The organism is Pseudomonas sp. KH_027, from assembly GCF_057838565.1.
In genome coordinates this window covers 3,309,142-3,331,151 of the sequence record NZ_CM174470.1, presented here as the reverse complement: position 1 = coordinate 3,331,151, position 22,010 = coordinate 3,309,142, and the positions used below count along the sequence as shown (strand labels likewise).

At 61.8% G+C, this 22,010-nt stretch carries 24 protein-coding genes and 1 pseudogene; 14 read left to right on the top strand and 11 right to left on the bottom strand.

Annotation, left to right across the window (positions count from 1 at the left end; translation table 11 throughout):
- Positions 1 to 22: 22 nt before the first annotated feature.
- The 4 genes and pseudogenes from AC3IYG_RS15635 to AC3IYG_RS15620 form a co-directional block, all read right to left on the bottom strand.
- A complete protein-coding gene (locus AC3IYG_RS15635; RefSeq protein WP_489309885.1) occupies positions 23 to 1,414 on the bottom strand; it encodes an adenylate/guanylate cyclase domain-containing protein in 1,392 nt (463 codons plus the stop codon).
- Between the two features lie 174 nt (positions 1,415 to 1,588).
- Entirely contained in the window at positions 1,589 to 2,170 is a 582-nt protein-coding gene (locus AC3IYG_RS15630; protein ID WP_489309883.1) for an HD domain-containing protein, read from the bottom strand.
- Positions 2,171 to 2,276: 106 nt separating this feature from the next.
- Positions 2,277 to 2,594: an Mpo1-like protein gene (locus tag AC3IYG_RS15625; protein WP_489309881.1), complete on the bottom strand. Its 318-nt coding sequence runs from the start codon at positions 2,592 to 2,594 to the stop codon at positions 2,277 to 2,279.
- A 152-nt stretch (positions 2,595 to 2,746) separates the two neighbouring features.
- A pseudogene (locus AC3IYG_RS15620) lies at positions 2,747 to 3,058 on the bottom strand (site-specific integrase); the annotation flags it as partial.
- Positions 3,059 to 3,339: 281 nt separating this feature from the next.
- Between AC3IYG_RS15620 and AC3IYG_RS15615 the strand changes: the two are divergent.
- On the top strand, positions 3,340 to 3,573 hold the full coding sequence (locus tag AC3IYG_RS15615; protein WP_489309879.1) for a hypothetical protein: 234 nt from the start codon (positions 3,340 to 3,342) through the stop codon (positions 3,571 to 3,573).
- Between the two features lie 53 nt (positions 3,574 to 3,626).
- Here the strand turns inward: AC3IYG_RS15615 and AC3IYG_RS15610 are convergent, their stop codons facing one another.
- The gene (locus AC3IYG_RS15610; protein WP_489309877.1) at positions 3,627 to 3,995 is read right to left on the bottom strand and encodes a hypothetical protein; all 369 of its coding nucleotides are present in this window, start codon (positions 3,993 to 3,995) and stop codon (positions 3,627 to 3,629) included.
- A gap of 208 nt (positions 3,996 to 4,203) precedes the next feature.
- Between AC3IYG_RS15610 and AC3IYG_RS15605 the strand changes: the two genes are divergently transcribed.
- The 3 genes from AC3IYG_RS15605 to AC3IYG_RS15595 all read left to right on the top strand — a co-directional run bounded on the left by AC3IYG_RS15605 (position 4,204) and on the right by AC3IYG_RS15595 (position 5,753).
- Positions 4,204 to 4,638, top strand: coding sequence for an anti-virulence regulator CigR family protein (locus AC3IYG_RS15605; RefSeq protein ID WP_489313929.1), 435 nt, complete (start codon positions 4,204 to 4,206; stop codon positions 4,636 to 4,638).
- Positions 4,639 to 4,811: 173 nt separating this feature from the next.
- A complete protein-coding gene (locus AC3IYG_RS15600) occupies positions 4,812 to 5,222 on the top strand; it encodes a hypothetical protein (protein WP_489309875.1) in 411 nt (136 codons plus the stop codon).
- Between the two features lie 75 nt (positions 5,223 to 5,297).
- Positions 5,298 to 5,753, top strand: coding sequence for a hypothetical protein (locus AC3IYG_RS15595; protein WP_489332116.1), 456 nt, complete (start codon positions 5,298 to 5,300; stop codon positions 5,751 to 5,753).
- Between the two features lie 348 nt (positions 5,754 to 6,101).
- Here AC3IYG_RS15595 and AC3IYG_RS15590 read toward each other — a convergent pair whose 3' ends face one another.
- From AC3IYG_RS15590 to AC3IYG_RS15580, 3 genes are all read right to left on the bottom strand, one after another.
- Complete coding sequence (locus AC3IYG_RS15590) at positions 6,102 to 6,563, bottom strand: MarR family winged helix-turn-helix transcriptional regulator (RefSeq protein WP_489309871.1); 462 nt, start codon at positions 6,561 to 6,563, stop codon at positions 6,102 to 6,104.
- A gap of 151 nt (positions 6,564 to 6,714) precedes the next feature.
- A complete protein-coding gene (locus tag AC3IYG_RS15585; protein ID WP_489309869.1) occupies positions 6,715 to 7,167 on the bottom strand; it encodes an Ohr family peroxiredoxin in 453 nt (150 codons plus the stop codon).
- Positions 7,168 to 7,630: 463 nt separating this feature from the next.
- Entirely contained in the window at positions 7,631 to 7,783 is a 153-nt protein-coding gene (locus AC3IYG_RS15580) for a hypothetical protein (RefSeq protein ID WP_489309867.1), read from the bottom strand.
- 150 nt (positions 7,784 to 7,933) lie between these two features.
- Between AC3IYG_RS15580 and AC3IYG_RS15575 the strand changes: the two genes are divergently transcribed.
- From AC3IYG_RS15575 to AC3IYG_RS15550, 6 genes are all read left to right on the top strand, one after another.
- The gene (locus tag AC3IYG_RS15575; protein WP_489309865.1) at positions 7,934 to 8,284 is read left to right on the top strand and encodes a hypothetical protein; all 351 of its coding nucleotides are present in this window, start codon (positions 7,934 to 7,936) and stop codon (positions 8,282 to 8,284) included.
- A gap of 21 nt (positions 8,285 to 8,305) precedes the next feature.
- The gene (gene hmpA / locus AC3IYG_RS15570; protein WP_489309863.1) at positions 8,306 to 9,487 is read left to right on the top strand and encodes an NO-inducible flavohemoprotein; all 1,182 of its coding nucleotides are present in this window, start codon (positions 8,306 to 8,308) and stop codon (positions 9,485 to 9,487) included.
- 161 nt (positions 9,488 to 9,648) lie between these two features.
- Positions 9,649 to 10,392 carry an SDR family NAD(P)-dependent oxidoreductase gene (locus tag AC3IYG_RS15565; protein WP_489309861.1) on the top strand — a complete coding sequence of 248 codons (744 nt, stop codon included), beginning with the start codon at positions 9,649 to 9,651 and terminating at the stop codon, positions 10,390 to 10,392.
- Positions 10,393 to 10,858: 466 nt separating this feature from the next.
- Positions 10,859 to 11,527, top strand: a complete 669-nt coding sequence (locus AC3IYG_RS15560) for an ABC transporter ATP-binding protein (protein WP_489309859.1) — start codon at positions 10,859 to 10,861, stop codon at positions 11,525 to 11,527.
- A 1-nt stretch (position 11,528) separates the two neighbouring features.
- Positions 11,529 to 14,006, top strand: a complete 2,478-nt coding sequence (locus AC3IYG_RS15555) for an FtsX-like permease family protein (protein ID WP_489309857.1) — start codon at positions 11,529 to 11,531, stop codon at positions 14,004 to 14,006.
- Entirely contained in the window at positions 13,996 to 15,078 is a 1,083-nt protein-coding gene (locus AC3IYG_RS15550; RefSeq protein ID WP_489309855.1) for a lipocalin-like domain-containing protein, read from the top strand. Before AC3IYG_RS15555 ends, AC3IYG_RS15550 begins: the two co-directional genes overlap by 11 nt.
- A gap of 43 nt (positions 15,079 to 15,121) precedes the next feature.
- Here the strand turns inward: AC3IYG_RS15550 and AC3IYG_RS15545 are convergent, their stop codons facing one another.
- The 3 genes from AC3IYG_RS15545 to norR all read right to left on the bottom strand — a co-directional run bounded on the left by AC3IYG_RS15545 (position 15,122) and on the right by norR (position 18,770).
- The gene (locus AC3IYG_RS15545; protein ID WP_489309853.1) at positions 15,122 to 17,005 is read right to left on the bottom strand and encodes an ABCB family ABC transporter ATP-binding protein/permease; all 1,884 of its coding nucleotides are present in this window, start codon (positions 17,003 to 17,005) and stop codon (positions 15,122 to 15,124) included.
- The gene (locus AC3IYG_RS15540; protein WP_489309851.1) at positions 17,002 to 17,124 is read right to left on the bottom strand and encodes a hypothetical protein; all 123 of its coding nucleotides are present in this window, start codon (positions 17,122 to 17,124) and stop codon (positions 17,002 to 17,004) included. Before AC3IYG_RS15540 ends, AC3IYG_RS15545 begins: the two co-directional genes overlap by 4 nt.
- A gap of 95 nt (positions 17,125 to 17,219) precedes the next feature.
- Positions 17,220 to 18,770, bottom strand: a complete 1,551-nt coding sequence (gene norR / locus AC3IYG_RS15535; RefSeq protein ID WP_489309849.1) for a nitric oxide reductase transcriptional regulator NorR — start codon at positions 18,768 to 18,770, stop codon at positions 17,220 to 17,222.
- A gap of 150 nt (positions 18,771 to 18,920) precedes the next feature.
- On the opposite strand from norR, the gene AC3IYG_RS15530 reads away from it, so the two are divergent.
- Genes AC3IYG_RS15530 through AC3IYG_RS15515 form a run of 4 tightly spaced genes read left to right on the top strand, consistent with a single transcriptional unit; the run spans position 18,921 to position 21,949 of the window.
- Positions 18,921 to 19,283, top strand: coding sequence for a hypothetical protein (locus tag AC3IYG_RS15530; RefSeq protein WP_489309847.1), 363 nt, complete (start codon positions 18,921 to 18,923; stop codon positions 19,281 to 19,283).
- A gap of 9 nt (positions 19,284 to 19,292) precedes the next feature.
- On the top strand, positions 19,293 to 20,474 hold the full coding sequence (hmpA, locus tag AC3IYG_RS15525; protein WP_489309845.1) for an NO-inducible flavohemoprotein: 1,182 nt from the start codon (positions 19,293 to 19,295) through the stop codon (positions 20,472 to 20,474).
- Positions 20,475 to 20,520: 46 nt separating this feature from the next.
- Complete coding sequence (locus tag AC3IYG_RS15520) at positions 20,521 to 20,775, top strand: transmembrane sensor/regulator PpyR (RefSeq protein WP_489309843.1); 255 nt, start codon at positions 20,521 to 20,523, stop codon at positions 20,773 to 20,775.
- The gene (locus AC3IYG_RS15515; RefSeq protein WP_489309841.1) at positions 20,744 to 21,949 is read left to right on the top strand and encodes an NnrS family protein; all 1,206 of its coding nucleotides are present in this window, start codon (positions 20,744 to 20,746) and stop codon (positions 21,947 to 21,949) included. Before AC3IYG_RS15520 ends, AC3IYG_RS15515 begins: the two co-directional genes overlap by 32 nt.
- Positions 21,950 to 22,010: the final 61 nt, after the last annotated feature.

Genomic DNA, 22,010 nt, shown 5'->3' with positions numbered 1-22,010 from the left:
TTTTCGGCGCCACCCGGCGGGTTTAGAGAATCACCTTGTCGCGCAGCTTCTCGGCTGCGACGTTGAGCGCCTGGATCACCCGTTCCTTGTCGAAGTTCTGGATGCCGTTGGTGTCCAGGTACATGGAGAAACCGGGTAGCTCGTGTTCGACATAGCTGGAGCTGGCGCCGAGGTCGCGGCGGAAATCCACCACCTGGTAGATCTGCACCGGGCGGGTGAAGCCCTTGACGTTGATCTGGCCTTTGTCGCGGCACATGATCACGTCCTTGACCAACGAGTAGGTCTCGTGGGAGATCAGGATTTCGCCGGACTCGGCGGCGTTTTCCAGGCGGCTGGCGAGGTTCACGTCGCGGCCGATGATGGTGTAGTCCATCCGTGTGTCGGCGCCGAAGTTGCCGACGGTGCAGTAGCCGGTGTTCAGGCCCATGCGGATTTCCAGCGGCTTGGTGATGCCCTGGGCCCGCCACTGTTGGCGCAGCACCTTCATGTGTTTGCGCATGGCGATGGCCATGGACACCGCGTTCACCGCATCCTTCTTCGCACCTTGGCTGGCCGGATCGCCGAAGAACACCATCACGCAGTCACCGATGAACTTGTCGATGGTGCCGCCGTATTTCAGGGTGATCTTCGACATCTCGTTCAGGTAGGTGTTGAGCAGGTCGGTCAAGGCCTCGGCTTCCAGCTCCTCGGACAGTTCGGTGAAGCCCTTGATATCGGAGAAGAACACCGTGAGTTTCTTGCGCTGGGTTTCCAGGCGCACGCTCTTCTTGCCGCTGAAGATCGACTCCCAGACCTGCGGCGACAGGTATTTGGCCAGGTTGCGCGCCAGCCGCGCGGCCTTTTCCTGCTCGCGTTTGATTTCGCCGCGGGCAATGCTCAGGCGGATGCCCTGCTGGTGCATGAAGTAGGCGGTAATGCTGATGTACAGCGTGGTGAACAGCGTGCTGACCAGCGCCACCAGGGTCGGCGTGGTGGCTTTCAGTTCGGGTTGCACGATGACGCTGGTCAGCACCAGCCCGCTGACCGCGATCAACAACGACAACCCGAGGTAGCGCAGGCCGCCAATGATCAGCGCGCTGAAGCTCAGGGTGAGCAGGAACATCAGGCTCGGGACCACCGAGAAACCCAGCAAGGTCACGCCGGCACCGGCGTGCAGGGCATCGATGAAGAGCAGTACCAGGTCGGTCTGTTGTGGGTGCTCGCGCTTGAAACGCTGGCTGAGGTGATGCGCCAGGTGCGGGTAAAGCAGGGCGTAGGGCACCAGCCAGAGGATTTCATAGCCGAAATACTGCACATAAGTGCCTGCCGCGATGCTGGCGGCCGTGGCGATATAGGCCAGTACGCGGGAGTAGTACTCGCGCAGAGGCAGCGACGGTAGGTCGGTATGGCGGCGCTCGAGATGGACTGGCTTCATGGTGGTGACACGGTCCCTGCTGGTTTTCTGACGTCTCTGACGGACGTCTATGCGCTCTGCAAGACAGAGGCCAAGCTTTTGATCGGTCGAGGATCATAACCAGCAAAGGTTCGGCAGCCAAGCATGGCTGCCGAAAGGCGGCGCAAGGGGAGTCAGTGGTTACAGGTCTTGGCTTTAGGCCTGTTCCATCGCGGCCGTGTAAATCGAGTTTTTCGGTTGAGCGAAGACTCGGCGCAGCATCGGCTCGAAGAACGCCAGCGGCAAGCTGGGATACTCGGGGTCGAAGGCTGCCGCATCATACTTGGCGCAGAACTCGATGGTCGGCAGGTACTGCGGGTGATCCTTGAACTGCTCGCGCAGGAGCCGATCCATGCCCAGGTGATGGAAAAAGTAGTAACCCTGGAAGATCCCGTGCTTCTCGACCATCCAGAGGTTTTCCGGGCTGACGAAGGGCTTGAGGATAGCGGCGGCGATATCGGGGTGGTTGTAGGAGCCAAGCGTGTCGCCAATATCGTGCAGCAACGCGCAGACCACGTACTCCTCGTCGCGCCCGTCCTGGTGGGCGCGGGTCGCGGTTTGCAGGGAGTGGCTCAGGCGATCGACCGGGAAGCCGCCGAAGTCGCCATCGAGCAGCTTGAGGTGGGTGAGGATGCGGTCAGGCAATTGTTTGGCGTAGGCGGCGAAGTTCTGGGCGATGATGCCCCAGTCTTCGGCGGTTCCGTCTTCCATGTGGGTGAAGCGGGCATGGGCGTTCATCAGGCGTCCTCTCGTTGGATGTTGTCGGACATTTCCAGGCGCGTCTGTGCTGTGTCTGGCGCAACCTGGCGGGGTCTGCAGTGGCCTGCGCGTGCAGGCCACTGATTCAGAACTTGATTCGCCCGGTGAAGGCATCCTTGAGCATCACCCAGTCGCCCATCAGGCTGTAGAACGGATAGTCGAAGGTCGCGGGGCGGTTTTTTTCGAAGACGAAGTGGCCGACCCAGGCGAAGCCATAACCGGCCAGCGGTAGCGCCAGCAGCCAGAGCCACTGTTGGGTGAACAGGGCATAGCCGAGGATGCTCAGCACCAGCAGGCTGCCAACGTAGTGCAGGCGGCGGCAGACCGAGTTGCTGTGTTCCTGCAGGTAGTAGGGGTAGAACTCGGCGAAACTGGTGAAACGTTCGGCGGTTTGCGTGCCCATGGCACACCTCCTGTTTTTGTTTGGTCGCTGAATCACGGCGGCGGGGCGGGCCTGGGTTTTGCTCTCCAGGCTGTGGCTTCAGTGTAGATCGAGTGTCTTCGTGGGCCAGTGACATTGGGCGCCAGTTTAGTATCCTTGCGCGCAGGCCGGGATCACGATACTTCCAGGGCGGAAGTTGGCATTAAGCTGTCATTAGCGGCGAAAAGCTGTTCTGCGCGAGCTCCGGCACCGGCGTCCGCTGATGGCATCCAGCGTCCGTAGATTCTGGCAATCATAGCCCAGTCCTTGTGTCCCATCTGCTGGGCCACCCACATCGGATACTCACCGGCCGACAGCATCATCGAGGCGTAGGCGTGGCGGGTCTGGTATGGCCAGCGGTAGCGAACGCCCGCCTTCTTGGTCGCCGGCATCCAGAGCACTTTTCGGATTTCATCGGAGTGCGCCCAGGGTTCGCCGCTTACTGGGTGACTGAACACGACCCCGCCAACAAAGTCGACCCAGCGATTGCGGGATAATCTCTTCGAATCCCCTCCCGGCCATCGCATCGTGCAAGGATGCTGGCCGGGTAGGGTGGGTGGCATCAAGATCGTCACTCTCTTTCGACCTGACTGATGAGTCCGTGATCTACTCTGCTTACGCCACCCACTCGGCCTGCGCATCGGGCATGGAAGTAAGGCCGAGGAGGGTGGCGCGCTGCATGATGCTGTGCCTAACTCTCTTGACCCAATTCTTGGAGGGTCTGAGCATGGCAAAGGAAAACTATTGGCAGATAGCCGACCGGCTCGCACGCGAGGCTGCCAAAGCGTTCAACGCAGTTGGGGATTTCCTCAGTTCTGGACCAGACTTGAGCGACGAGGATGTGAGGCTCGACTACTGGGAGGTCCAAAGCGCTGCAATTGTGGCTGCGGAGGCTTTCAAAGAACACTACGAGCATTCTCTGACTGGTGGCAGCAGCGGAGGGTTGGACGCTGACGACTAGCGGACAAGCTGCTTCTTGGTCAGTGGCCCGATCCAGCGAACTTGAGCTGTCTGCTAGTCCGCCTGATGTTCAGCGCAATAGGCGAGGGTGGGGCAGGCGGCTGATTCAGCCGGCGCCCGCACGAACTCGCAGAGTCCCACCCGCGGCGCCTTGGTCTTTTTGTTCAGCACTGGATTGCCTTTCTCGTCAGTGATTACCCGAATAGCCTCGCGCGTTGCGTCTCGCAGATTATCCAGGTCGCGCTCGGCCTCATCGAGCGCAACGTTGGCGTTCGACAGCTCCTCTTTCAGCTCGGCGACGGTGTCGTTCTTGATGAACTGCCCGCTGGCAATTCGCGCGGCAAGCTCTTGCGCGGCTTCGGGGTGAAGGCCGGCATAATCCTCGAGTTCTTCATCGCTAAGCCCGGTAATGGGTAGGGACATGGTTTTCTCCAGGCAAAGCGCCGCCGTGCCGCAGCAGGGGGGCGGAAAAGTTTTTCCAGAAAGGGGTAAGGTTTTCCGGGTCGGGTATGCACTTCCCCACGTCGAGCGATGCCGGGCCGCTGGTGCGGCTGGCGGGCGGTGTGGGGATGGAACTTCGGCAGTGCGCCTGATCTAATCCGGTATCCGGACAAACCGAGGGATCGATGTGATCACTAAGCTCAGATCTGCAGCTGTTGTTCTCACTGGTGTTGTCGTGCTGCTTGGCACGCCGCTGGCACTTGCCGATCCCGGCAACGGCAAAGGGCAGGGCAAGAAGGATCACCACGGCGATAATGGAGCTGCGTCCTTCGATTACGGCGGCAAAGGTGACGGCCCCCGGATCCACATCGGCGGCATCCAGGTGATCCTGGGTGACAATCGCAACTACTGGTCTTCCGGCTCCTCGCTACCTCCGGGTATCCAGAAGAACCTGGCCCGAGGCAAGCCGCTACCTCCTGGCATCGCCAAGAAGCTGGATGGCCGGTTGCTGCAGCGCCTCCCGCACTATGACGGTTACGACTGGGTGCAGGCAGGTACGGACCTGATACTGGTCGCCGTGGCCACCGGTATCATTTACGAAGTCCTCAACAATGTTCTCGATTGACGGTTGGGTGATGAACGCCATTGGCATCACCTTCATGCAGTTCTCGCTGGAGTCTCACTTGCCAGTGTGTCTATTTGGCAAGTGCACACTGCCTTCCGTTTGTCGCAGGACTTGAACTGTCAGAGGCTGAACGCGTCAAAAGACACGCGATATCAACCCTCACGGAAGCAACCATGCTTTTAAAAAACAAGAGTCTCGTTGCTGTAATGTCATGCGCCATGATGCTTGCAGCCGCCCCGTTACTCCCTGCTGATCTGTCCATCATGAACGCTGCGTACGCCAAGGAAGGTGGTGGCCACGGCGGTTCAGGTCACTCCGGCGGCTCTAGCAGCAACGGCCACGGTAACGGACTGAGCAGCGATCATTCCGGCAAGTCTGTTCGCGACCATGGTACAAGCGGCAACCACTACGGCAGTGATCGCAATGATGATCGCGGCCATGGTTCTACGACCTCTGGAATCGCACATTCCAAAGATGCGCGGGGCGTAACTAAAGCCACTGCTATTTCAACGTCTACTCCGGGAGATCACAACACGAAAGGGTTGAGTAATGCCGGAACGTCGAAATCAAAAAAAGCGCGCTGAACAAGAGACTGCTAAGCCAGCCACTCCCTAGGGGCCTGGCTTTTGCATCCATGCCAGCAATGCGTTATCGACTGAATGAGCATGCAGGTCACCCGGATCTCGCCTGACTTCCTTCATGCTTCCTTCTATGAAAATGCGCGACACCTTTTCAGTAATTTCAAAAGGTGTCGTGACACAGCTAAGCATCCAAGCAGCAGTTTCGAAGTCGGCGGCGATCACGTTTCGCAGCAGGTTCTGGTGCACTGCCTGCTGGTTGTTGAAACCGTGTTCTTTCATCAGCCGCCTGAGGTCTGGCATGAAAACGCCAGCGACCTCGACATTAAATCGGCCGATACCCTTTGTGGCATCGTCCGCAGCCTTCTTCTAGCGCTTCTCGCGCTGCTTTATGGCTTCCGCCGTCGGTTGCTGCTCATCAGCCATTACCGCTTCCTCTTTTTCTTCGATGTCCCACGGCCATGCGCCAGCCACCCCGCGCCGATCAACTGGTCTCCGCATTCGGCGATCAATTCGCTGACGCGCTCGTTCACATAAGGCACGAGGTTAACTACTGCTGCATCATGAGAGGGTGAGCACTTCAGCGGGCCGCCTAACCGGCTCGAAACGGCCTGTAGCTGTCGGACGGTAGCCACGAAAGCAGTCCGTCCGGTACGCACGCCTAGCAGGCGTTCGTCAGCCAGTAGCGACCTGTCAAGCAGGGCTTTATGGCGGGTTCCGAAGCTGAGCTGAGGGACTTTGAATCCCGATGCGCCGAGAGGCACCCGCGACGGTCAGGCAATCCGCACTTGCCTTCGCTACCGCGTGTCCGGCGCGGATCATTGCGGCGCGCTCTCGACGCGCCGCGGTGTGAAACGGGATTGCGTCAATCCAGCCGGTAAGCACTCATTCCCCGGCTTTCGTCGAACGGATGAGATTGTTGCGCAGCGTCACGATCGCCTTCTGTATTAGCACGAACTCGTCCGGCGCCAGGCCAGTCGCGTCGGCGAGGCTCATTTCCGGGCGTCCTTCGCGCAGCCGTCGACCGCTTTTCGTCAGGCTGACCCGCACCTGGCGCTCGTCCTCGGGATCGCGCCGCCTCTCCAGATAGCCCATCGCCTCCAGCTTCTTCAGGATCGGCGTGAGCGTGTTCGATTCGAGAAACAGCTTTTCGCCCAAGCTGCCGACGGTCTGGTTGTCTTCCTCCCATAGCGCAACGATGGTGATGAATTGCGTATAGGTAAGGCCAAGCTGCTCGAGCATCGGCTTGTATGCCTTGCCGAAGGCCAGGTTCGCAGAATAGGTCGCAAAACACAGGAAATCGGAGAGCTTAAGGTTCTCGGGGGCTGCCTTGTCGGTGGATTTCATGTGCATCCTCATTAGCCGAAGACTGATGTCTCACAAGAGCCAAACTATACATCGTGTGCGATCGTATCAGCATTGCTCTAACTTTCGGTTGCGGTGGAGGCGGGCGGCCGGTTCGACGAGCATGGCAAAGTCGAACCGGCCGCGCGGTGCGTCACGCCGTGAGGACGTTCAGGGCTACGTCGATGTTGCCGCGTGTCGCCTTCGAGTACGGGCAGATTTGGTCTGCAGCGTGCGCCAGCTCCGTCGCGACGTCGTGCGCCAAGCCCGGCACGCGGAGATTCAAGCGGGCCTGGAGGAAGTAGGCTTGACCGGTCTGACCCAGATCGACCTCGATGTCGACGGACAGATCGGCTGGCAGCGCCACCTTCATCTCCTTGGCCACGAGCCCGACCGCAGCGATGTAACAGGCCGACCATGCCCCTGCGAACAACTGCTCGGCGGTCGGGTGCGGCTGAGTGGCTGCGAAGACGTGCGCCGGTTTAGCGTTTCCAGGCGATGAGAGCTGGATGTCGAGGCTGCCATCATGGCCGCGCGAAGTGTTGCCAGCGCTGCTGACGGTGGTGTGGGTTTTGCCGGTGACCAGGACTTTTTCGATCTTGCTCATGGGTGATTCCTCAATGTTTTGATAGGTTAGGTTTATGTATCGTATACGCTTAAATCGTATGCGATGTATGTAATCCTACGCAGAAACCAATCGATGTCAAGGGCGGTGCCATGCCTCGGAGACGAATGGTAGGGTCAGCGCAGAGTCGGCTGCCAGGTGCGACTTTTGCACGTGGAGACGTAGTGGGGTGGCGAGTTCAGCGTGGGCGGAGGGCGGCCATGGGGTGTTGTGCCCGCGGCCTCACGCCACGGGCCAAAATGGCCCGTGGAAGGTCAACTGCCTTGTCAAATATGGTCGCGAAAACGGCTGAACCCTGCGTCGTCGGGGACAGCCCCTCTAATGCCCTCAATGAACACAGGTCCAGGCTCACTGGCTCTGTGGAGGGTGTTGAGCGTCCGCTTTGGGCGTCGGCGTTCGGATGACAGCTTTTGGCTGAAGCTGACATTCGGAGTAATAAAATAAATCAGCCCGCTTTTCCGCCCCCTTTTCCCGCATCGCAGGGAAAGAGCTTGCGCACCGTGGTGAGGAGGCGCCGGTAGCGCTCTTCGTTGCTGAGGTCGCGGGACAGGTCGGCAACCAGTGAAATCAGGGCCTGCAACAACGCGCTTGCGGTCACTATGACTACATTAGAAGTCTTTATGACAGCGCACAGATGTAGTCAATGTGACACTTAATTTTTTATCTTATTGATTTTAAACGCTAAATTTATTGGCACAGTTCCTGATACGTCATTAGCACCCAAAGCTACCACGTAAGGGAAACCGCCATGAAGAGAGTCACCCTCTGCAGCCTGGTCGCCGTCCTCGGCCTGTCCAGCACCCTCCACGCCGCCCAGATCGAGAAGGCCGTCGACGACAACCGCACCGGCCAGGTCTTCGGTGGCCTCTCCGGCGTGATCGTCGGCGGCCTCGGCGGCCCGATCGGCGCGCTGGCCGGAGGCGTCGTCGGCGCCTGGCTCGGCGGCACCACCCAGGAGGCCAGCGGGCTCAGCCAGCGTGCCTACGAGGTGCGCACCGACGCTGGCCTGGTGCACACCATTCGCACACCCCATCAACAGTTCTCGGTCGGCGACCAGGTCACCCTGGAACGCGGCCGTATCCACGAATCCCGTCACTGACAATCCTGCGAGGAGATCAGCATGTTGTCTACCCACCAAACCGCGATCATCAAGGCCACCGTTCCGCTGCTGGAAAGCGGCGGCGAAGCGCTCACCCGGCACTTCTACCAGATAATGCTTGCCGAGTACCCCGAAGTGCGTCCGCTGTTCAACCAGGCGCATCAGGCCAGCGGCGACCAGCAGCGCGCCCTCGCCAACGGCGTGCTGATGTATGCCCGGCATATCGACCAGCTCGAACAACTGGGGCCATTGGTCAGCCAAATCGTCAACAAGCACGCGGCGTTGCAAATTCTGCCGGAGCATTACCCGATCGTCGGGACCTGCCTGCTGCGGGCCATTCGCGAAGTGCTGGGCGCGGAGGTCGCCACCGATGAGGTGATCGAAGCCTGGAAGGTCGCCTACGGCCAAATGGCGGACATTCTGATTGGTGCCGAAGAGCAGACCTACGCGACCAATGAGCAGGCCATCGGTGGCTGGCGCGGTGGTCGTCAGTTCCGCGTGATCGCCAAAGTGGTGGAGAGCGAAGAAATCAGCTCCTTCCACCTGGCGCCGGTGGACGGCGGTGCGATCGTGGCCCACGCCCCAGGCCAGTACATCGGCCTGCGCCTGGTGATCGATGGCGAGGAAATGCGCCGCAACTACTCGCTTTCCGCCAGCAGCAATGGCCGCGAATACCGCATCAGCGTCAAGCGCGAACCCAAGGGCAAGGTCTCCAACTACCTGCATGACCAGGTGCAAGTCGGCTCCACCCTGGAACTGTTTCCGCCGGCCGGTGACTTCGTGCTGCGCGAATCCACCAAGCCCTTGGCGCTGATTACCGCGGGCGTCGGCATCACCCCGGCCCTGGCCATGCTGGATATCGCCCGCCAGAGCGGTCGCCCGGTTCACTTCATCCACTGTGCGCGGCACGGCGGCCTGCATGCCTTCCGCGACTGGATCGAGGCACAGGTCGAGCAGCATCCGCAGATTCGCCGCTTCTTCTGCTACAGCGAGCCACGCGAAGGCGACCAGGCCGACGCCATGGGCTATCTCAGCCATGAGCTGCTGGACCGCTGGCTACCCGCCGAGCGCGATCTGGACGCCTACTTCCTCGGGCCCAAGCCGTTCATGGCCCAGGTGAAGAAGCTGCTACGCGACCTGGGCGTGCCCGAGCACCAATCCCGCTACGAGTTCTTTGGCCCGGCCAGCGAACTGGAGGTCTGACCGCGCAGAGAGGCATCTCAACCGATTGGGGCGACTCGCGCCTTATCGGCCATGCCCGCGGCGCTACGGCGGCGGGCTTCTTGTTTAAGTGCCCCGCGGCAAAATGGTTCTGCAGCCTCTGCAGCACCGACACGCTCTCGGTACTCAGAAAGGAAGACATCGTGACTGATTTATTTGAAGATCGTTTCACTGTAGTGACTGGTGCTAGCTCTGGCATAGGCCTGGCAACCACTCGGGCATTGCTAAATCGCGGGGCCAGGGTGCTGACGATGAGTCGCCACCCCGGTGAATTGGATGGGTTGCATGTGATTTATGGCGACAAGCTGATGTGGTTGCAGGGCGATGTCACCAGCAGTGCCGACCTCTGTGCCCTCGCCGAGTGCGCGCGCCAGTACGGAGACATCGACTACCTACTACCTAATGCAGGCATCGCCCAGCTTGCGGAAGGCCTGGACGGCGCGGCATTCGAGCGACAATGGGCGGTCAACGGCGCCGGCGCGCTGAACACCCTGGCCGTACTGCGCGATCAACTTGCAAACCCGGCCTCGGTGGTGTTCATCGGAACTTTCCTGTCCGCGCTGAGCTTTCCTGGGCTGGCGGCATACATTGCCTCGAAGAGCGCACTCAAAGCCCAGGTGCGAACCCTGACTGTAGAGATGGCAGCGCAGGGCGTCCGGATCAACCTTGTATCCCCTGGGCCGACTGCCACCCCTATCTGGTCAACCTTGGGTTTACCCGAAGATCAGCTAGCAGAAGTCGCCGGCAGTGTTAACCAACGACTGCTTGGCGGGACATTCCTTGAGCCAGATGCGGTGGCCGACAGCATCCTCTTTCTGTTGTCGTCGGCATCACGTGGCATCTATGGTCAGGACCTTGTAGTCGACAACGGCTATACCTTGCGCTGAAAAAACGAAGGCTGGGCGTATCGATTACGCCCAGTAGAGAAAAGGAGAAAAGGGGACGGATCTATTTTAGGACTAGACACCTTATAGGTGGGGGGAAAGGTCAGGCGCTGACAATCGCCACGGGAGCCAGGCAGTTGCAGCGCCCGTAAGGTTGAATCGTCAAGAAACGATTCGTTTGCGTCATCTAGGCCGCTGTTCATTCATCTCTCATTCAAAGAAGTAGCGGGTTTGATTGCTCATTGGATTCCCGCGAAGGCGGGGGGGCGGTGGGGGAACCTACAATTCAGGTTCATAGGATCAACCGGGCGCGCTGCTGTTTGCTGGATTCCCGCCTGCGCGAGTGAGGCGAGGGGCTAGCGCCGTGCCTGTGCCCCGTAGGCCTCTCCCTTGCGCGGTCGTGCCACTGGGCGTAGTTGTTCGTTTGAAAAAAACATCGCCGGCGCACCCTCCAAGAGGTCGCACACTGATGCTGAAAATCCAGGGCTTATGCAAAAGCTACCCGACTCCCCAGGGACCGCTGGCGGTGTTGCGGGGCATCGACCTTGAGTTAGAGGAGGGCGGCAGCCTGGCGCTGATGGGCGAATCTGGCAGCGGTAAAAGCACTCTGTTGCACCTGGTGGCCGGCCTCGATCGCTTTGATGCCGGTAGCATCTGCATTGCCGGGCGCTCTCTGGCAACGCTGGATGAAAGCCAGTTGGCGGCTTGGCGGCGCACAGGGGTCGGCCTGATCTTCCAGCAGTTCAACCTGATTTCCAGCCTGCGCGTCGAGGACAATCTGGCCTTTCAGGCCCGTCTGGCGGGGCGCCATGACCCAAACTGGCAGGCGGAGCTGATCCAGCGGCTGGACCTTGGCCAACTGCTCAAACGCTATCCTGAACAACTCTCCTGTGGGCAACAGCAACGGGTGGCGTTGGGTCGTGCGCTGGCTGCCAGACCGCCTTTATTGCTAGCTGACGAACCCACCGGCAGCCTGGATGAGGCGACCAGTGACGAGGTGCTGGACCTGCTGCTGCAACTGCTCGCCGTCAGTACGACCAGCCTGCTGATGGTGACCCATAGCCCTCGTATGGCTGCACGCCTGGAGCGGTGCGCGACCTTGCATGGCGGCCGTCTGTTGGACCGAGGCGAAGCCTGAAATGTGGATTTTCTACTGGACGCTGAGCGCCTTGCTTAGCCATTGGCGGCGACATCCTGTGCAGTTTTTCAGTGTGTTGACCGGTTTGTGGCTGGCAACCAGCCTGTGGACTGGCGTGCAGGCACTGAACAGCCAGGCTCGGGAAAGTTATGCACGGGCCAGCCAACTGATTGCCGGCGACAACCAATACGCGCTCAGCGCCCACAACGGCGGGTTATTTGCGCAGCAGTACTTTATTGAGCTGCGGCGTGCTGGCTGGCCAGTATCGCCACTCTTGCAGGGCCGTTTGCGCCTGCAGGGGCAGCCCGAGCAACGCCTGCAGCTGGTCGGTATCGAACCGCTGACATTGCCAACCGGTACGTCACTGGCCGGGCAAGCTGTGGACACCTTGGACCTGACAACCTTTCTCGGCCAGCCCGGGCGTACCTGGATTGCGCCCGATACCCTCAAGGCCCTCGACCTTGAAACCGGGGCTCAACCGCTGAGTGAGGCTGGGCAAGCTTTACCGCCGCTGGAGGTGCGGCCACAGTTGGCGCCCAGCGTGCTGCTGGTGGATATCGGAGTCGCACAACGATTACTCAATGCACCGCAGCAGTTATCCCGACTTCTAGTGGCCGACGATTTTGCCCGGGACAACCCGAGCCTCCCACCTCAGTTGGCCGAACAACTCGTACTGAACCGCCGCAGCGAAGCGGCTGATTTAGGACGACTTACCGACAGCTTCCATCTCAATCTCACGGCCCTCGGTTTGCTGGCTTTTGTCGTCGGGCTGTTTATCGTGCGCGCCGCTATTGGCTTGGCGCTGGAGCAGCGCCGCGCGCTGTTGCGCACCCTGCGGGCCTGTGGAGTGAGCGCCCGTACCCTGCTTGGCGCCCTGGCCCTGGAGCTCTGTGGCCTGGCCTTGCTTGGCGGTTTGGCTGGCGTGGTCAGCGGTTATTGGCTGGCCAGTCTGCTCTTGCCGGATGTTGTGGCCAGCTTGCGTGGCCTGTATGGCGCAGAGGTTGCCGGTCAGCTCAGCCTCAGCCCGCTGTGGTGGCTGACCGGGTTGGCCATCAGCCTGCTCGGTGCCTTGTTCGCCGGTGCCAGCAGCTTGCTCAGGGCCGCGCGGTTACCGCTGCTGGCCTTGGCCCAGCCCGAGGCGTGGCAGCAGGCGCAAGCTCTATGGTTGCGGCGCCAAGCCCTGTTGGCTGGAGCGCTCGGGTTGCTGGCGCTAGCTGCGCTGATTGGCGGCAACAGCCTGATTGCAGGGTTTGTCCTGCTCGCCGGTTTGCTGCTGTCTGCGGCCCTGAGTTTGCCGCTGTGCCTGAACAGGCTGCTGGAGGTTCTGCTACCACGCTGCCGCTCGCCGCTGTCGCAGTGGTTTATCGCCGACAGCCGGCAGCAGTTGCCGGGCCTGGCATTGGCGCTGATGGCCCTGTTGCTGGCGCTAGCGGCGAATATCGGCGTCGGCAGCATGACCGAGGGCTTTCGTAAAACTTTTGATGGCTGGCTCGACCAGCGTCTGGCCGCCGAGCTTTACCTCACTCCGCAAACCCCTCGGCAAGCACTTGCTATAGGCGGCTGGTTGGCCCGCCAGCCACAGGTCAGCGCAGTACTGCCAAGTTGGCGGGTCGACCTGCAGTTGCAGGGCTGGCCGGCGCAGCTCACCGGCATACTCGATCACCCGAACTACCGTGTGCATTGGCCCTTGCTGAGCGCCAGCCCCAAAGCCTGGGAGCAACTGGCCAGGCAAGAGGCTGTGTTCCTCAGCGAGCAATTGGCGCGACGCTTGAGCCTGGACTTGGGCGAGCACCTGAGCCTGGCTACCCCCAAGGGTGAGTGGAGGCTGGTGGTCGCCGGCATCTATGCCGATTACGGCAATCCGAAAGGCCATCTGCTGGTCAATGTTGCGGGCTTGCAGCGCTTCTGGCCGGGGCTGAGCCCGAGCAGTTACAGCGTGCACCTGCCGGCCGCCGAGGTCCCCGAGCTGATGCAGGCTTTGCAGAAGGCATTTACCCTGGATAGCAGTCGGATCATTGATCAGAGCGAACTCAAGGCCTGGTCGACCCGCGTGTTCGAGCGCACCTTTGCCGCCACCGCCGCGCTCAACAGTCTGACCTTGGGGGTTGCCGGCGCGGCGCTGTTCATCAGCCTGTTGACCCTCGGCCAGTCTCGCCTGAGCCAACTGGCGCCGCTCTGGGCGCTGGGGGTCAGTCGTCGGCAGTTGGCTTTGCTCAACCTCGGCCAGACCCTGCTGCTGGCCCTGATCACGCTGCTGCTGGCGATTCCGCTGGGCCTGTTGCTGACCTGGTGCCTGGTCGCGGTGATCAATGTTCAGGCGTTTGGCTGGCGCCTGCCGCTGCATGTTTTTCCCTGGCAGCTCTTGCAGCTATTGGCCATGGCGTTACTGGCCACGCTCCTGGCCGCCGCCTGGCCGCTGTGGAAGCTCGACCGGACAACCCCCGCCGAGCTGCTGAGGACTTTCGCTGATGAACGTTAGGGTTCAGCAGGCGCTGCTCTCGATCCCGCTGCTACTTATCGGCGCCTGCGATGCCGAGTCACCCACTGGCGAGGGTTTTGCCGGGCTCGGCAGCGAAGCCGTGAGCTTCGCCAGCGTCAGCCCGGGTTGGGCTTTCAGCTTCCCGGTGGACCACGGCGCGCACCCGGATTACCGCATCGAATGGTGGTATGTGACGGCCAATCTGGAAGATGAGCAGGGCCGAGCCTGGGGTGTGCAATGGACCCTGTTTCGCAATGCCTTGCAGCCCGGCTCTGTGATTGAAGGCTGGGGCAACCAGAATCTGTGGATGGGCCATGCTGGGCTGACCGGCCCTTACGGCCATCGCCACGCAGAAACTTTCGCCCGAGGCGGCATCGGCCAGGCTGGCGTCAACAGTTCACCTTTCAGGGCTTGGATCGACGATTGGCACTTCAGCGACCAGATACCGGCGAACGCAGAGCTGGGGGCGATGGATCTGCATGCCAATGGTCGCGCCTTCAGCTATCGGCTGCGTCTGCACAATAGCCACCTGCCAGTCCTGCACGGTGAGCAGGGTTTCAGCCAGAAGTCCGGACAGGGGCAGGCGTCCTACTACTACAGCCAGCCGTTCTTTCAGGCACAAGGTGCGATCCAGTTGGAGGGTAAAACCTATCGGGTCAAAGGCCCGGCCTGGTTGGATCGCGAATGGAGCAGCCAGCCATTGGCGCCCGGCCAGCAAGGCTGGGACTGGTTCTCCTTGCACCTGAGCACGGGCGAAAAGCTCATGCTCTTCCAGCTGCGCCATGCCGACGGCGCACACTACCGCGCCGGTACCTGGATCAGCGCCACAGGCCAGACCCGCGCGCTGAGTAATGAGGACATCGTCATGACCCCCTTGCAGCAAAGCCTTGTTGCGGGTCGTCAGGTACCGACCCGCTGGTCGCTGCGCATAGCCAGCAAGGGCTTCGAGATCACCAGCACCGCGCTGCAGGAAAACTCCTGGATGGATACCCGGCTCCCTTACTGGGAAGGGCCCATTCGTTTTAGCGGCAGCCATCAAGGGGTGGGTTACCTGGAGATGACTGGTTACTGAGACGGCTGGCACGTGGCGAGCGAAGCGGCATCCACCCTGCGGGCTACGGGAGCAAGGACTGCGGCGATCCCTCGACAGCCGGCTCTTGCTGCTGCAGCGTCCACATTTGCGCGTAGCTGCCGCCGGCCTCCAGCAGCTCGCGGTGGCTGCCGCTTTCGATGATGCGGCCGGCGTCCAGCACCAGGATCCGGTCGGCATCCATCACCGTGGAAAGCCGATGGGCGATGACCAGGGTGGTGCGACCGACCTGGATACGTTCGAGCGCGGCCTGGATGGCCTTCTCCGACTTGGAATCCAGCGCCGAGGTGGCTTCGTCGAAGATCAGGATGGCCGGGTTTTTCAGCAGGGCACGGGCGATTGCCACGCGCTGCTTCTCGCCGCCGGAAAGCTTGAGGCCGCGTTCGCCGACTTCCGTCGCGTAGCCATCCGGTAGACGCACGATAAAGTCGTGGATATGGGCCGCGCGCGCGGCGGCCTCGATCTCCTCGCGGTTGGCCTCCGGGCGGCCGTAGCGGATGTTGTAGTAGATGCTGTCATTGAATAGCACGGTGTCCTGCGGGACTATCGCGATGGCGCCGCGCACCGAGGCTTGGGTCAGCTCGCGCAGATCCTGACCGTCGATGCGGATGTGCCCGGCATCGACGTCGTAGAAACGGTACAGCAGGCGGGCGAGGGTGGACTTGCCCGAGCCTGAGTGACCGACTACCGCCACCGTGCCGCCGGGCGGGATTTCGAAATCCACTCCATGCAGGATCTCCCGGCGCGGGTCGTAGCCGAAGTACACGTTCTCGAAGCGCACCCGTGGCCGGCTGGGCGCGAGCGGCCTGGCGGTGGGGGAGTCCTGCACGTCCTGGCGTTGATCGAGGAGGCCGAACAGCCGCTCCATATTGGTCAGCGCCTGTTTCACCTCGCGGTACATCATGCCCAACACGAATAGCGGCGCCGACAGCTGTAGCAGGTAGGCGTTGACCAGCACCAGGTCACCGATGGTGAGTTCGCCGGCTACCACGCCGGCGGCGGCCCGCCACATCATGGCGGTGACGCCAAGGGCGACCACCACGGTCTGGCCGAGGTTGAGCAGGGCCAGCGACTTGGTTGCTTTGACTCGGGCGTTCTCCAGGTGCCGCAGATTCTCGTCGTAGCGCGCGGCTTCATGTTCCTCGTTGTTGAAATACTTGACCGTCTCATAGTTGAGCAGCGAGTCCACCGCGCGCTCGTTGGCGCGGGTATCGGCCTCCACGGCGGCGCGGTAGAAGCGGGTGCGCCACTCGGTCACGGCGAAGGTCAACAGGCCGTAGGCCAACAGCGTGCCCAGGGTGATAAAGGCGAAGCCCCAGTCGTAAGCCCAGACCAGCACGGCCGTCACCAGCAGCACCTCGAGGAGGGTCGGCACTATGGTGTAGAGCGTCCAGTCCAGCAGTTCGGAGATCGCGCTGCCACCGCGCTCGACGTCGCGGGCCACGCCACCGGTGCGACGACCGAGGTGGAACTTCAGGCTCAGGCCGTGCAGATGGCGGAACACTTTCAGGGTGATCTGCCGCGAGGCTCGCGCCATGACGCGGGCGAACACCACCTGACGGAGTTCGCTGAACAGGGTGACACCGATGCGCGACGCGCCATAAGCGAGGAGCAGGCCGACCGGCAGCATCAGCAGGCTGGGCTCGATGTTGAGCCCATCGACAATCTGTTTGAGGGCTATCGGGATGTACAGGTTGACCAGCTTGGCAGCGACGATCAGCGCCAGCGCCAGCGCGATGCGCCCGGCGTAAGGTCGCAGATAGGGCAGCAGCGCGGCGACCACCGCGAGGTCACCACGGGCATTCGGCGCGCGCTCGACCGGTGCGGCGCCGGACGCGTTGTCCTCGGCAGCGGTATCTCTGGAGGGGTGGGCGGGCTGCGCTGCCGGCTTGTCGTCGAGCGTTGTCATATGACCGCCTGCCCCTCTACTCGGCGATAGATCAGGCAGACGTTCACCACGGGCCTGCTGAATTGCGCCTGGCAAAGTGCCAAGGTGATCTGCGCCTCAGTGAAACTCGACTTTTTCATCGCCACTCTCCTACCGGGAAAGTAGCCCTTGTCGCGGCCTTACTCCAGTTATGAGTTGTGCTGGAATTCCGGGTCGGCATCACATCAACCCCTAATCAGCGAATCCCCAGGCGCTTGGCCAGACGCGAGAGATTGGCCCGGTCCACGCCCAGTTCACGTGCTACTTCCACCCACTTGCCTCGATGGCGTTCCAGCGCTTCGTTGATCAGGGTCTTCTGGTAGATATCCAGTGACTCCTTGAGGTCGGCGCCACGTTTGGTTGGCTCGCTGGTTGGCAGCGCCTGTTGTTGCTCGTCCTTAGTCTCATGATCCAGATCCAGCACGTTTTCTTCGATGGTCAGGATGCGGGGGCGTTCAGGTTGCGCGGACAAGGCCTTGAGCGCCGCACGGCCGATCAGGTGTTCCAGTTCGCGCACGTTGCCCGGCCAGTGGTAGTCAAGCAGTGCCTTTTGCGTGCCAGGGCTCATGCGCAGGCTGCGCAAGCCGAGGCGGGCGCGGTTGTCCTCAAGGAAATATCCGGCCAGCAAGAGAATGTCGCGCCCTCGTTCCCGCAACGGTGGTACCACCAGCGGATAGACACTCAAGCGGTGGTAGAGGTCGGCGCGGAAACGCCCGGCGCGTACTTCCTCGGCGAGGTTGCGGTTGGTGGCGGCGATGATCCGCACATCGACCCGGTGTTCACGGTCGGAGCCGACCCGTTGCAATTGGCCGCTCTGCAATACCCGTAGCAACTTGGCCTGCACTGGCAGCGGCAGTTCGCCGACCTCATCGAGGAAGATCGAACCGCCTTCCGCCAGTTCGAACTTGCCGCTGCGCTCGCCCACGGCGCCGGAGAACGCGCCTTTCACATGGCCGAACAGTTCGCTCTCCACCAGCATTTCCGGTAGCGCCGCGCAGTTGAGGCTTATCAATGGCTTCTGTGCCCTGGGCGAGTTGAGGTGGATGGCTTCGGCCACCAGCTCCTTGCCGACTCCGGTTTCGCCGGTGATCAGCACGGTGAGGGCGCTGTTGCCCACCAGCAGAATTTCTTCATACAGGCGTTTATGGCTGGCGCTCTGGCCGATCAATTCCCGTGGTCGACGCCCGCCGGCGGCGCGTTTGTACACCTCGGTCAGTTGTCGCTGGTCCTCGACGTTGCGTGCCAGCAGGTTGATCCGTTCGCTGGCCATCACGGTGGCGGCGGCCAGGCTGGCAAAGGCTTCGAGGTTGTCCAGGTCGACGCTGCCGAAGCTCGACGGGTCAAGGGAGTCGAGGGTGATCAGACCCCAGGGCTTGTCCTGCAGGTAGAGCGGGCAGCCGAGGCAATCGTGCACTTCCAGATGACCCGGGTGGCCATCTACCAGACCGTCATAGGGGTCGGGCAAACCGCAGTCGGTGGCGAAGCGGGTCGGTCCTTTGTTTTCCAGCAGCAGCTTCAGGCGCGGGTGTTCCTCGACCTTGAAGCGCCGGCCCAGGGTGTCGGGGCTCAGGCCTTCGACGGACAGCGGGATCAGCACATCGCCTTCCAGCTTCAGCAGCGCCACTGCTTCGCAGGGCAGCAGCTGCCGCAGGGCGTGCAGCAGGCGGCGATAACGTTCTTCATCGGGCAGTTCGCGAGATAAATCGGCCACCAGGGGAATCAGTGCGAGCAGCAACGGGGAAGTCATAACGACTCCTTTTTGGTCTTAATGACATCTATTTCTTGTTGTCTAATAGACACATTGAAATTTCATGTCATTGATATTTAACAAAATTAATTGTGGCACGATTAATGGAATAACCCTTGCGAAACAACGCTACCACGCAAGGAGAACCTAATGAAATCGCTACCCGCAGTTTTCCTCCTGCTGTTGGCCGCGCTGTTCCAGTCGGTGCAGGCCGCCGAGGTGCTGGCCGTGCAGAGCGACCACAAGGTCGGTCAGGTGTTCGACGGCCTCGCTGGCGTGATGGCCGGTGCCGTCGCCGATGGCCCGCTGGGCGCCATTGCCGGTGCAGCCCTCGGCGCCTTGTTGGGTGGCGAAGCGCAAGAAAGCGCCGGCCTCGGCGAAGCGTCCTATCGGGTCAAGACCGACAGTGGCACCGGGCAGGTCGTGCGTAGCCCCGGCACTGATTTTCAGCCTGGCGATCGGGTGCTGTTGCGCGCCAATCGCCTCATTCACCCCGAACAGCAAATCCACTAGGAGATACCCATGATCACGTCCCAACAACGCGCCCTGGTTAAAGCCACCGTCCCCCTGCTGGAAACCGGCGGCGAAGCGCTGACCAGGCACTTCTACGCCATGATGCTCAGCGAATACCCCGAGGTCCGTCCGCTGTTCAACCAGGCTCACCAGGCCAGCGGCGACCAGCAACGGGCGCTGGCCAATGGCATCCTAATGTACGCCAAACACCTGGATCACCTGGAAGCGCTCGGCCCGCTGGCGGGCAAGATCGTCAACAAACACGTGTCCCTGCAGATCCTGCCGGAACACTACCCGATCGTCGGCACCTGCCTGCTACGCGCCATCCGTGAAGTGCTGGGCGCCGACATCGCCACCGACGAGGTGCTGGAGGCCTGGGGCGTCGCTTACGGCATTCTCGCCGACCTGCTGATCAACGCCGAGGAGGGCATGTACGCCGCCAACGCCGAGGCTCCGGGTGGCTGGCGCGGGTCGCGGACCTTTGTGCTGGTGCGCAAGGTTGCAGAGAGTGAGGAAATCGTCTCGTTCCACTTCGCCCCAGCCGACGGCAAGCCGGTCCTGGCCTACCAACCGGGCCAGTACATCACCTTGCTGCTGGACTTGGATGGCGAGCAGGCGCGTCGCAACTATTCGTTGTCGGCGTCCAGCAACGGCATCGAATACCGCATTAGCGTCAAACGCGAGCCTGAGGGGCGGGTGTCCAACTTCTTGCACGACAAGCTGCAAGAGGGCGGTCGTATCGAGATGTTCGCCCCGGCCGGTGACTTCGTTCTGCGCGAGTCGAGCAAACCCCTGGCGCTGATCACCGCCGGCGTTGGCATCACGCCGACCCTGGCGATGCTCGAAGCGGCCCAGGCCTGCGGCCGGACGATCACCTTCATCCACTGTGCGCGCAATGGCGCCGTGCATGCTTTCCGCGACTGGATCGAAGAACGCGTCAGCAGAGACCCGGCGCTTAAACGCTTTTTCTGCTACAGCGAGCCGCGCGAGGCGGATCAGGGCGATGCCACCGGCTTCCTCACTCGCGAGCGTCTGGGCGAATGGCTGCCCCAGGACCGCGACCTGGATGTCTATTTCCTCGGCCCGAAACCCTTCATGGCGCAAGTGAAGAAACACTTGGGCGATCTGGGGGTGCCGGCCAGCCAATGCCATTACGAGTTCTTCGGCCCAGCCAGCGCGCTGGAGGCCTAATCCGCGCTTCAAGACGGGCGCTTACGAGCAAAAAGAGGTGATCAAGATGCTGCGTTATTTCGCTTCGCCACTGCGGGTGCTGAGCCTGGGCAATAGCCTGTTGCTGCTCGGTTTGGGGATGTTGCTGCTGGGCATTCTGCTGGCGTACTGGCTCGACCAGCGCCTGCCTTTGCTCGTGCTTGTCCTGGCACACGGCATGACCATTCTCGGTCCGACACTGATCAAGATTGGCTATGTGATGCGCCTGTTGTCCCAATACAACCTTGGCAATGATCGCCGGGTACTCGCCCGTGCGTTCTGAAGTGCCTCGCGTCGGTTCCGGCCTACCGCTCTGGCGGCTGGCCTTCCGGCCCTTCTTTCTCGCCGGCGCGCTGTTCGCCGTCGCCACGATCACGCTCTGGGCCGCCTACCTGTACGGTTGGTTGCCGAGTTGGACTCCGGCTGGAGGGGGCTTGTCCTGGCACCGCCATGAGATGCCATTCGGCTTCGCCAGCGCCATCGTCGCCGGTTTTCTGCTGACCGCGGTGCAAACCTGGACGGGTAGGCCGGGCCTCTCGGGCAAGCCGCTGGTGGGGTTGTTCCTGCTCTGGCTGGTGGCGCGACTGGCCTGGTTCGTCGCCATGCCGGTGCCGTTGCTGGCACTGTTGCAACTGCCATTTCTGCCGGTGCTGGCCTGGCTGCTGGGCCGTCAGTTAATCGCGGTACGACAACGCCACAATTACCCGTTGATCCTGGTGCTGGCGCTGCTCTCCGTCTGCCAGCTGCTCAGCCTGTACGGCGTGGTCGGCGATAACGACGAGTTGCAGCGCCGTGGCGCCCTGGCCGCCCTGTGGATGATCGCGGCGTTGGTGGGGGTGATCGGTGGGCGAGTGATTCCGTTCTTCACCCAGCGTGGCCTGCAACGGCCCCAGGCCTTTGCCGCGCATCCACGCAAGGATCGTCTGGGCCTGTTGGCTTCGATCGCTATCGCGGCGCTGACCGCCTCCGGTTTTAATCAAAGCCCGTCGCCCTGGCTGGTGCCGCTGTTCCTGTTGGTGGCGTTTCTGCACGGCTGGCGCCTGTGGCGCTGGCGCGATCGGCGGATCTGGGCGGTGCCGCTGCTCTGGTCCCTGCACTTGGCCTATGCCTGGTTGCTGCTGGCGGCCTCGGGCATGGCGCTCTGGCACCTGGGCTGGTTGCCGCAGGCCAGCCTGGCCAGCCACGCGCTGGCGGTCGGGGCTGTGGGCGGGTTGATTCTGGCGATGCTGGCGCGGGTCAGCCTCGCTCACACAGGTCGCCCACTGCAGCCGCCGGCGGCAATTAATCTGGCGTTAATCGCCTTGCATGCCGGGGCGTTCTGCCGTGTGGTGCTGACACCGCTGTGCAGCGCCGGCCTCTGGCTCTCGGCGTTGCTCTGGGTGCTCGCGTTTTCGATTTTCCTCTGGCATTACGCGCTGTTCTTTCTGCGGCCACGGGTGGATGGGCTGCCGGGCTGAAGCAGTACGGCCAACCGGCCGTCAAACGATCGCTGCGTATAGATATTCGAATGGCTGCGCC

Coding starts and splice junctions, on each gene's coding strand:
- AC3IYG_RS15615 (WP_489309879.1), top strand. CDS start 3,340: ATGGCAAAGGAAAACTATTGGCAGATAGCCGACCGGCTCGCACGCGAG.
- AC3IYG_RS15575 (WP_489309865.1), top strand. CDS start 7,934: ATGAAGAGAGTCACCCTCTGCAGCCTGGTCGCCGTCCTCGGCCTGTCC.
- AC3IYG_RS15540 (WP_489309851.1), bottom strand. CDS start 17,124: ATGAAAAAGTCGAGTTTCACTGAGGCGCAGATCACCTTGGCACTTTGC.
- AC3IYG_RS15550 (WP_489309855.1), top strand. CDS start 13,996: ATGAACGTTAGGGTTCAGCAGGCGCTGCTCTCGATCCCGCTGCTACTT.
- AC3IYG_RS15555 (WP_489309857.1), top strand. CDS start 11,529: ATGTGGATTTTCTACTGGACGCTGAGCGCCTTGCTTAGCCATTGGCGG.
- AC3IYG_RS15520 (WP_489309843.1), top strand. CDS start 20,521: ATGCTGCGTTATTTCGCTTCGCCACTGCGGGTGCTGAGCCTGGGCAAT.
- AC3IYG_RS15600 (WP_489309875.1), top strand. CDS start 4,812: ATGCTTTTAAAAAACAAGAGTCTCGTTGCTGTAATGTCATGCGCCATG.
- AC3IYG_RS15530 (WP_489309847.1), top strand. CDS start 18,921: ATGAAATCGCTACCCGCAGTTTTCCTCCTGCTGTTGGCCGCGCTGTTC.
- norR (WP_489309849.1), bottom strand. CDS start 18,770: ATGACTTCCCCGTTGCTGCTCGCACTGATTCCCCTGGTGGCCGATTTA.
- AC3IYG_RS15610 (WP_489309877.1), bottom strand. CDS start 3,995: ATGTCCCTACCCATTACCGGGCTTAGCGATGAAGAACTCGAGGATTAT.
- AC3IYG_RS15595 (WP_489332116.1), top strand. CDS start 5,298: ATGAGCATGCAGGTCACCCGGATCTCGCCTGACTTCCTTCATGCTTCC.
- AC3IYG_RS15625 (WP_489309881.1), bottom strand. CDS start 2,594: ATGGGCACGCAAACCGCCGAACGTTTCACCAGTTTCGCCGAGTTCTAC.
- AC3IYG_RS15560 (WP_489309859.1), top strand. CDS start 10,859: ATGCTGAAAATCCAGGGCTTATGCAAAAGCTACCCGACTCCCCAGGGA.
- AC3IYG_RS15585 (WP_489309869.1), bottom strand. CDS start 7,167: ATGAGCAAGATCGAAAAAGTCCTGGTCACCGGCAAAACCCACACCACC.
- AC3IYG_RS15515 (WP_489309841.1), top strand. CDS start 20,744: ATGATCGCCGGGTACTCGCCCGTGCGTTCTGAAGTGCCTCGCGTCGGT.
- AC3IYG_RS15545 (WP_489309853.1), bottom strand. CDS start 17,005: ATGACAACGCTCGACGACAAGCCGGCAGCGCAGCCCGCCCACCCCTCC.
- AC3IYG_RS15590 (WP_489309871.1), bottom strand. CDS start 6,563: ATGAAATCCACCGACAAGGCAGCCCCCGAGAACCTTAAGCTCTCCGAT.
- hmpA (WP_489309863.1), top strand. CDS start 8,306: ATGTTGTCTACCCACCAAACCGCGATCATCAAGGCCACCGTTCCGCTG.
- AC3IYG_RS15630 (WP_489309883.1), bottom strand. CDS start 2,170: ATGAACGCCCATGCCCGCTTCACCCACATGGAAGACGGAACCGCCGAA.
- hmpA (WP_489309845.1), top strand. CDS start 19,293: ATGATCACGTCCCAACAACGCGCCCTGGTTAAAGCCACCGTCCCCCTG.
- AC3IYG_RS15635 (WP_489309885.1), bottom strand. CDS start 1,414: ATGAAGCCAGTCCATCTCGAGCGCCGCCATACCGACCTACCGTCGCTG.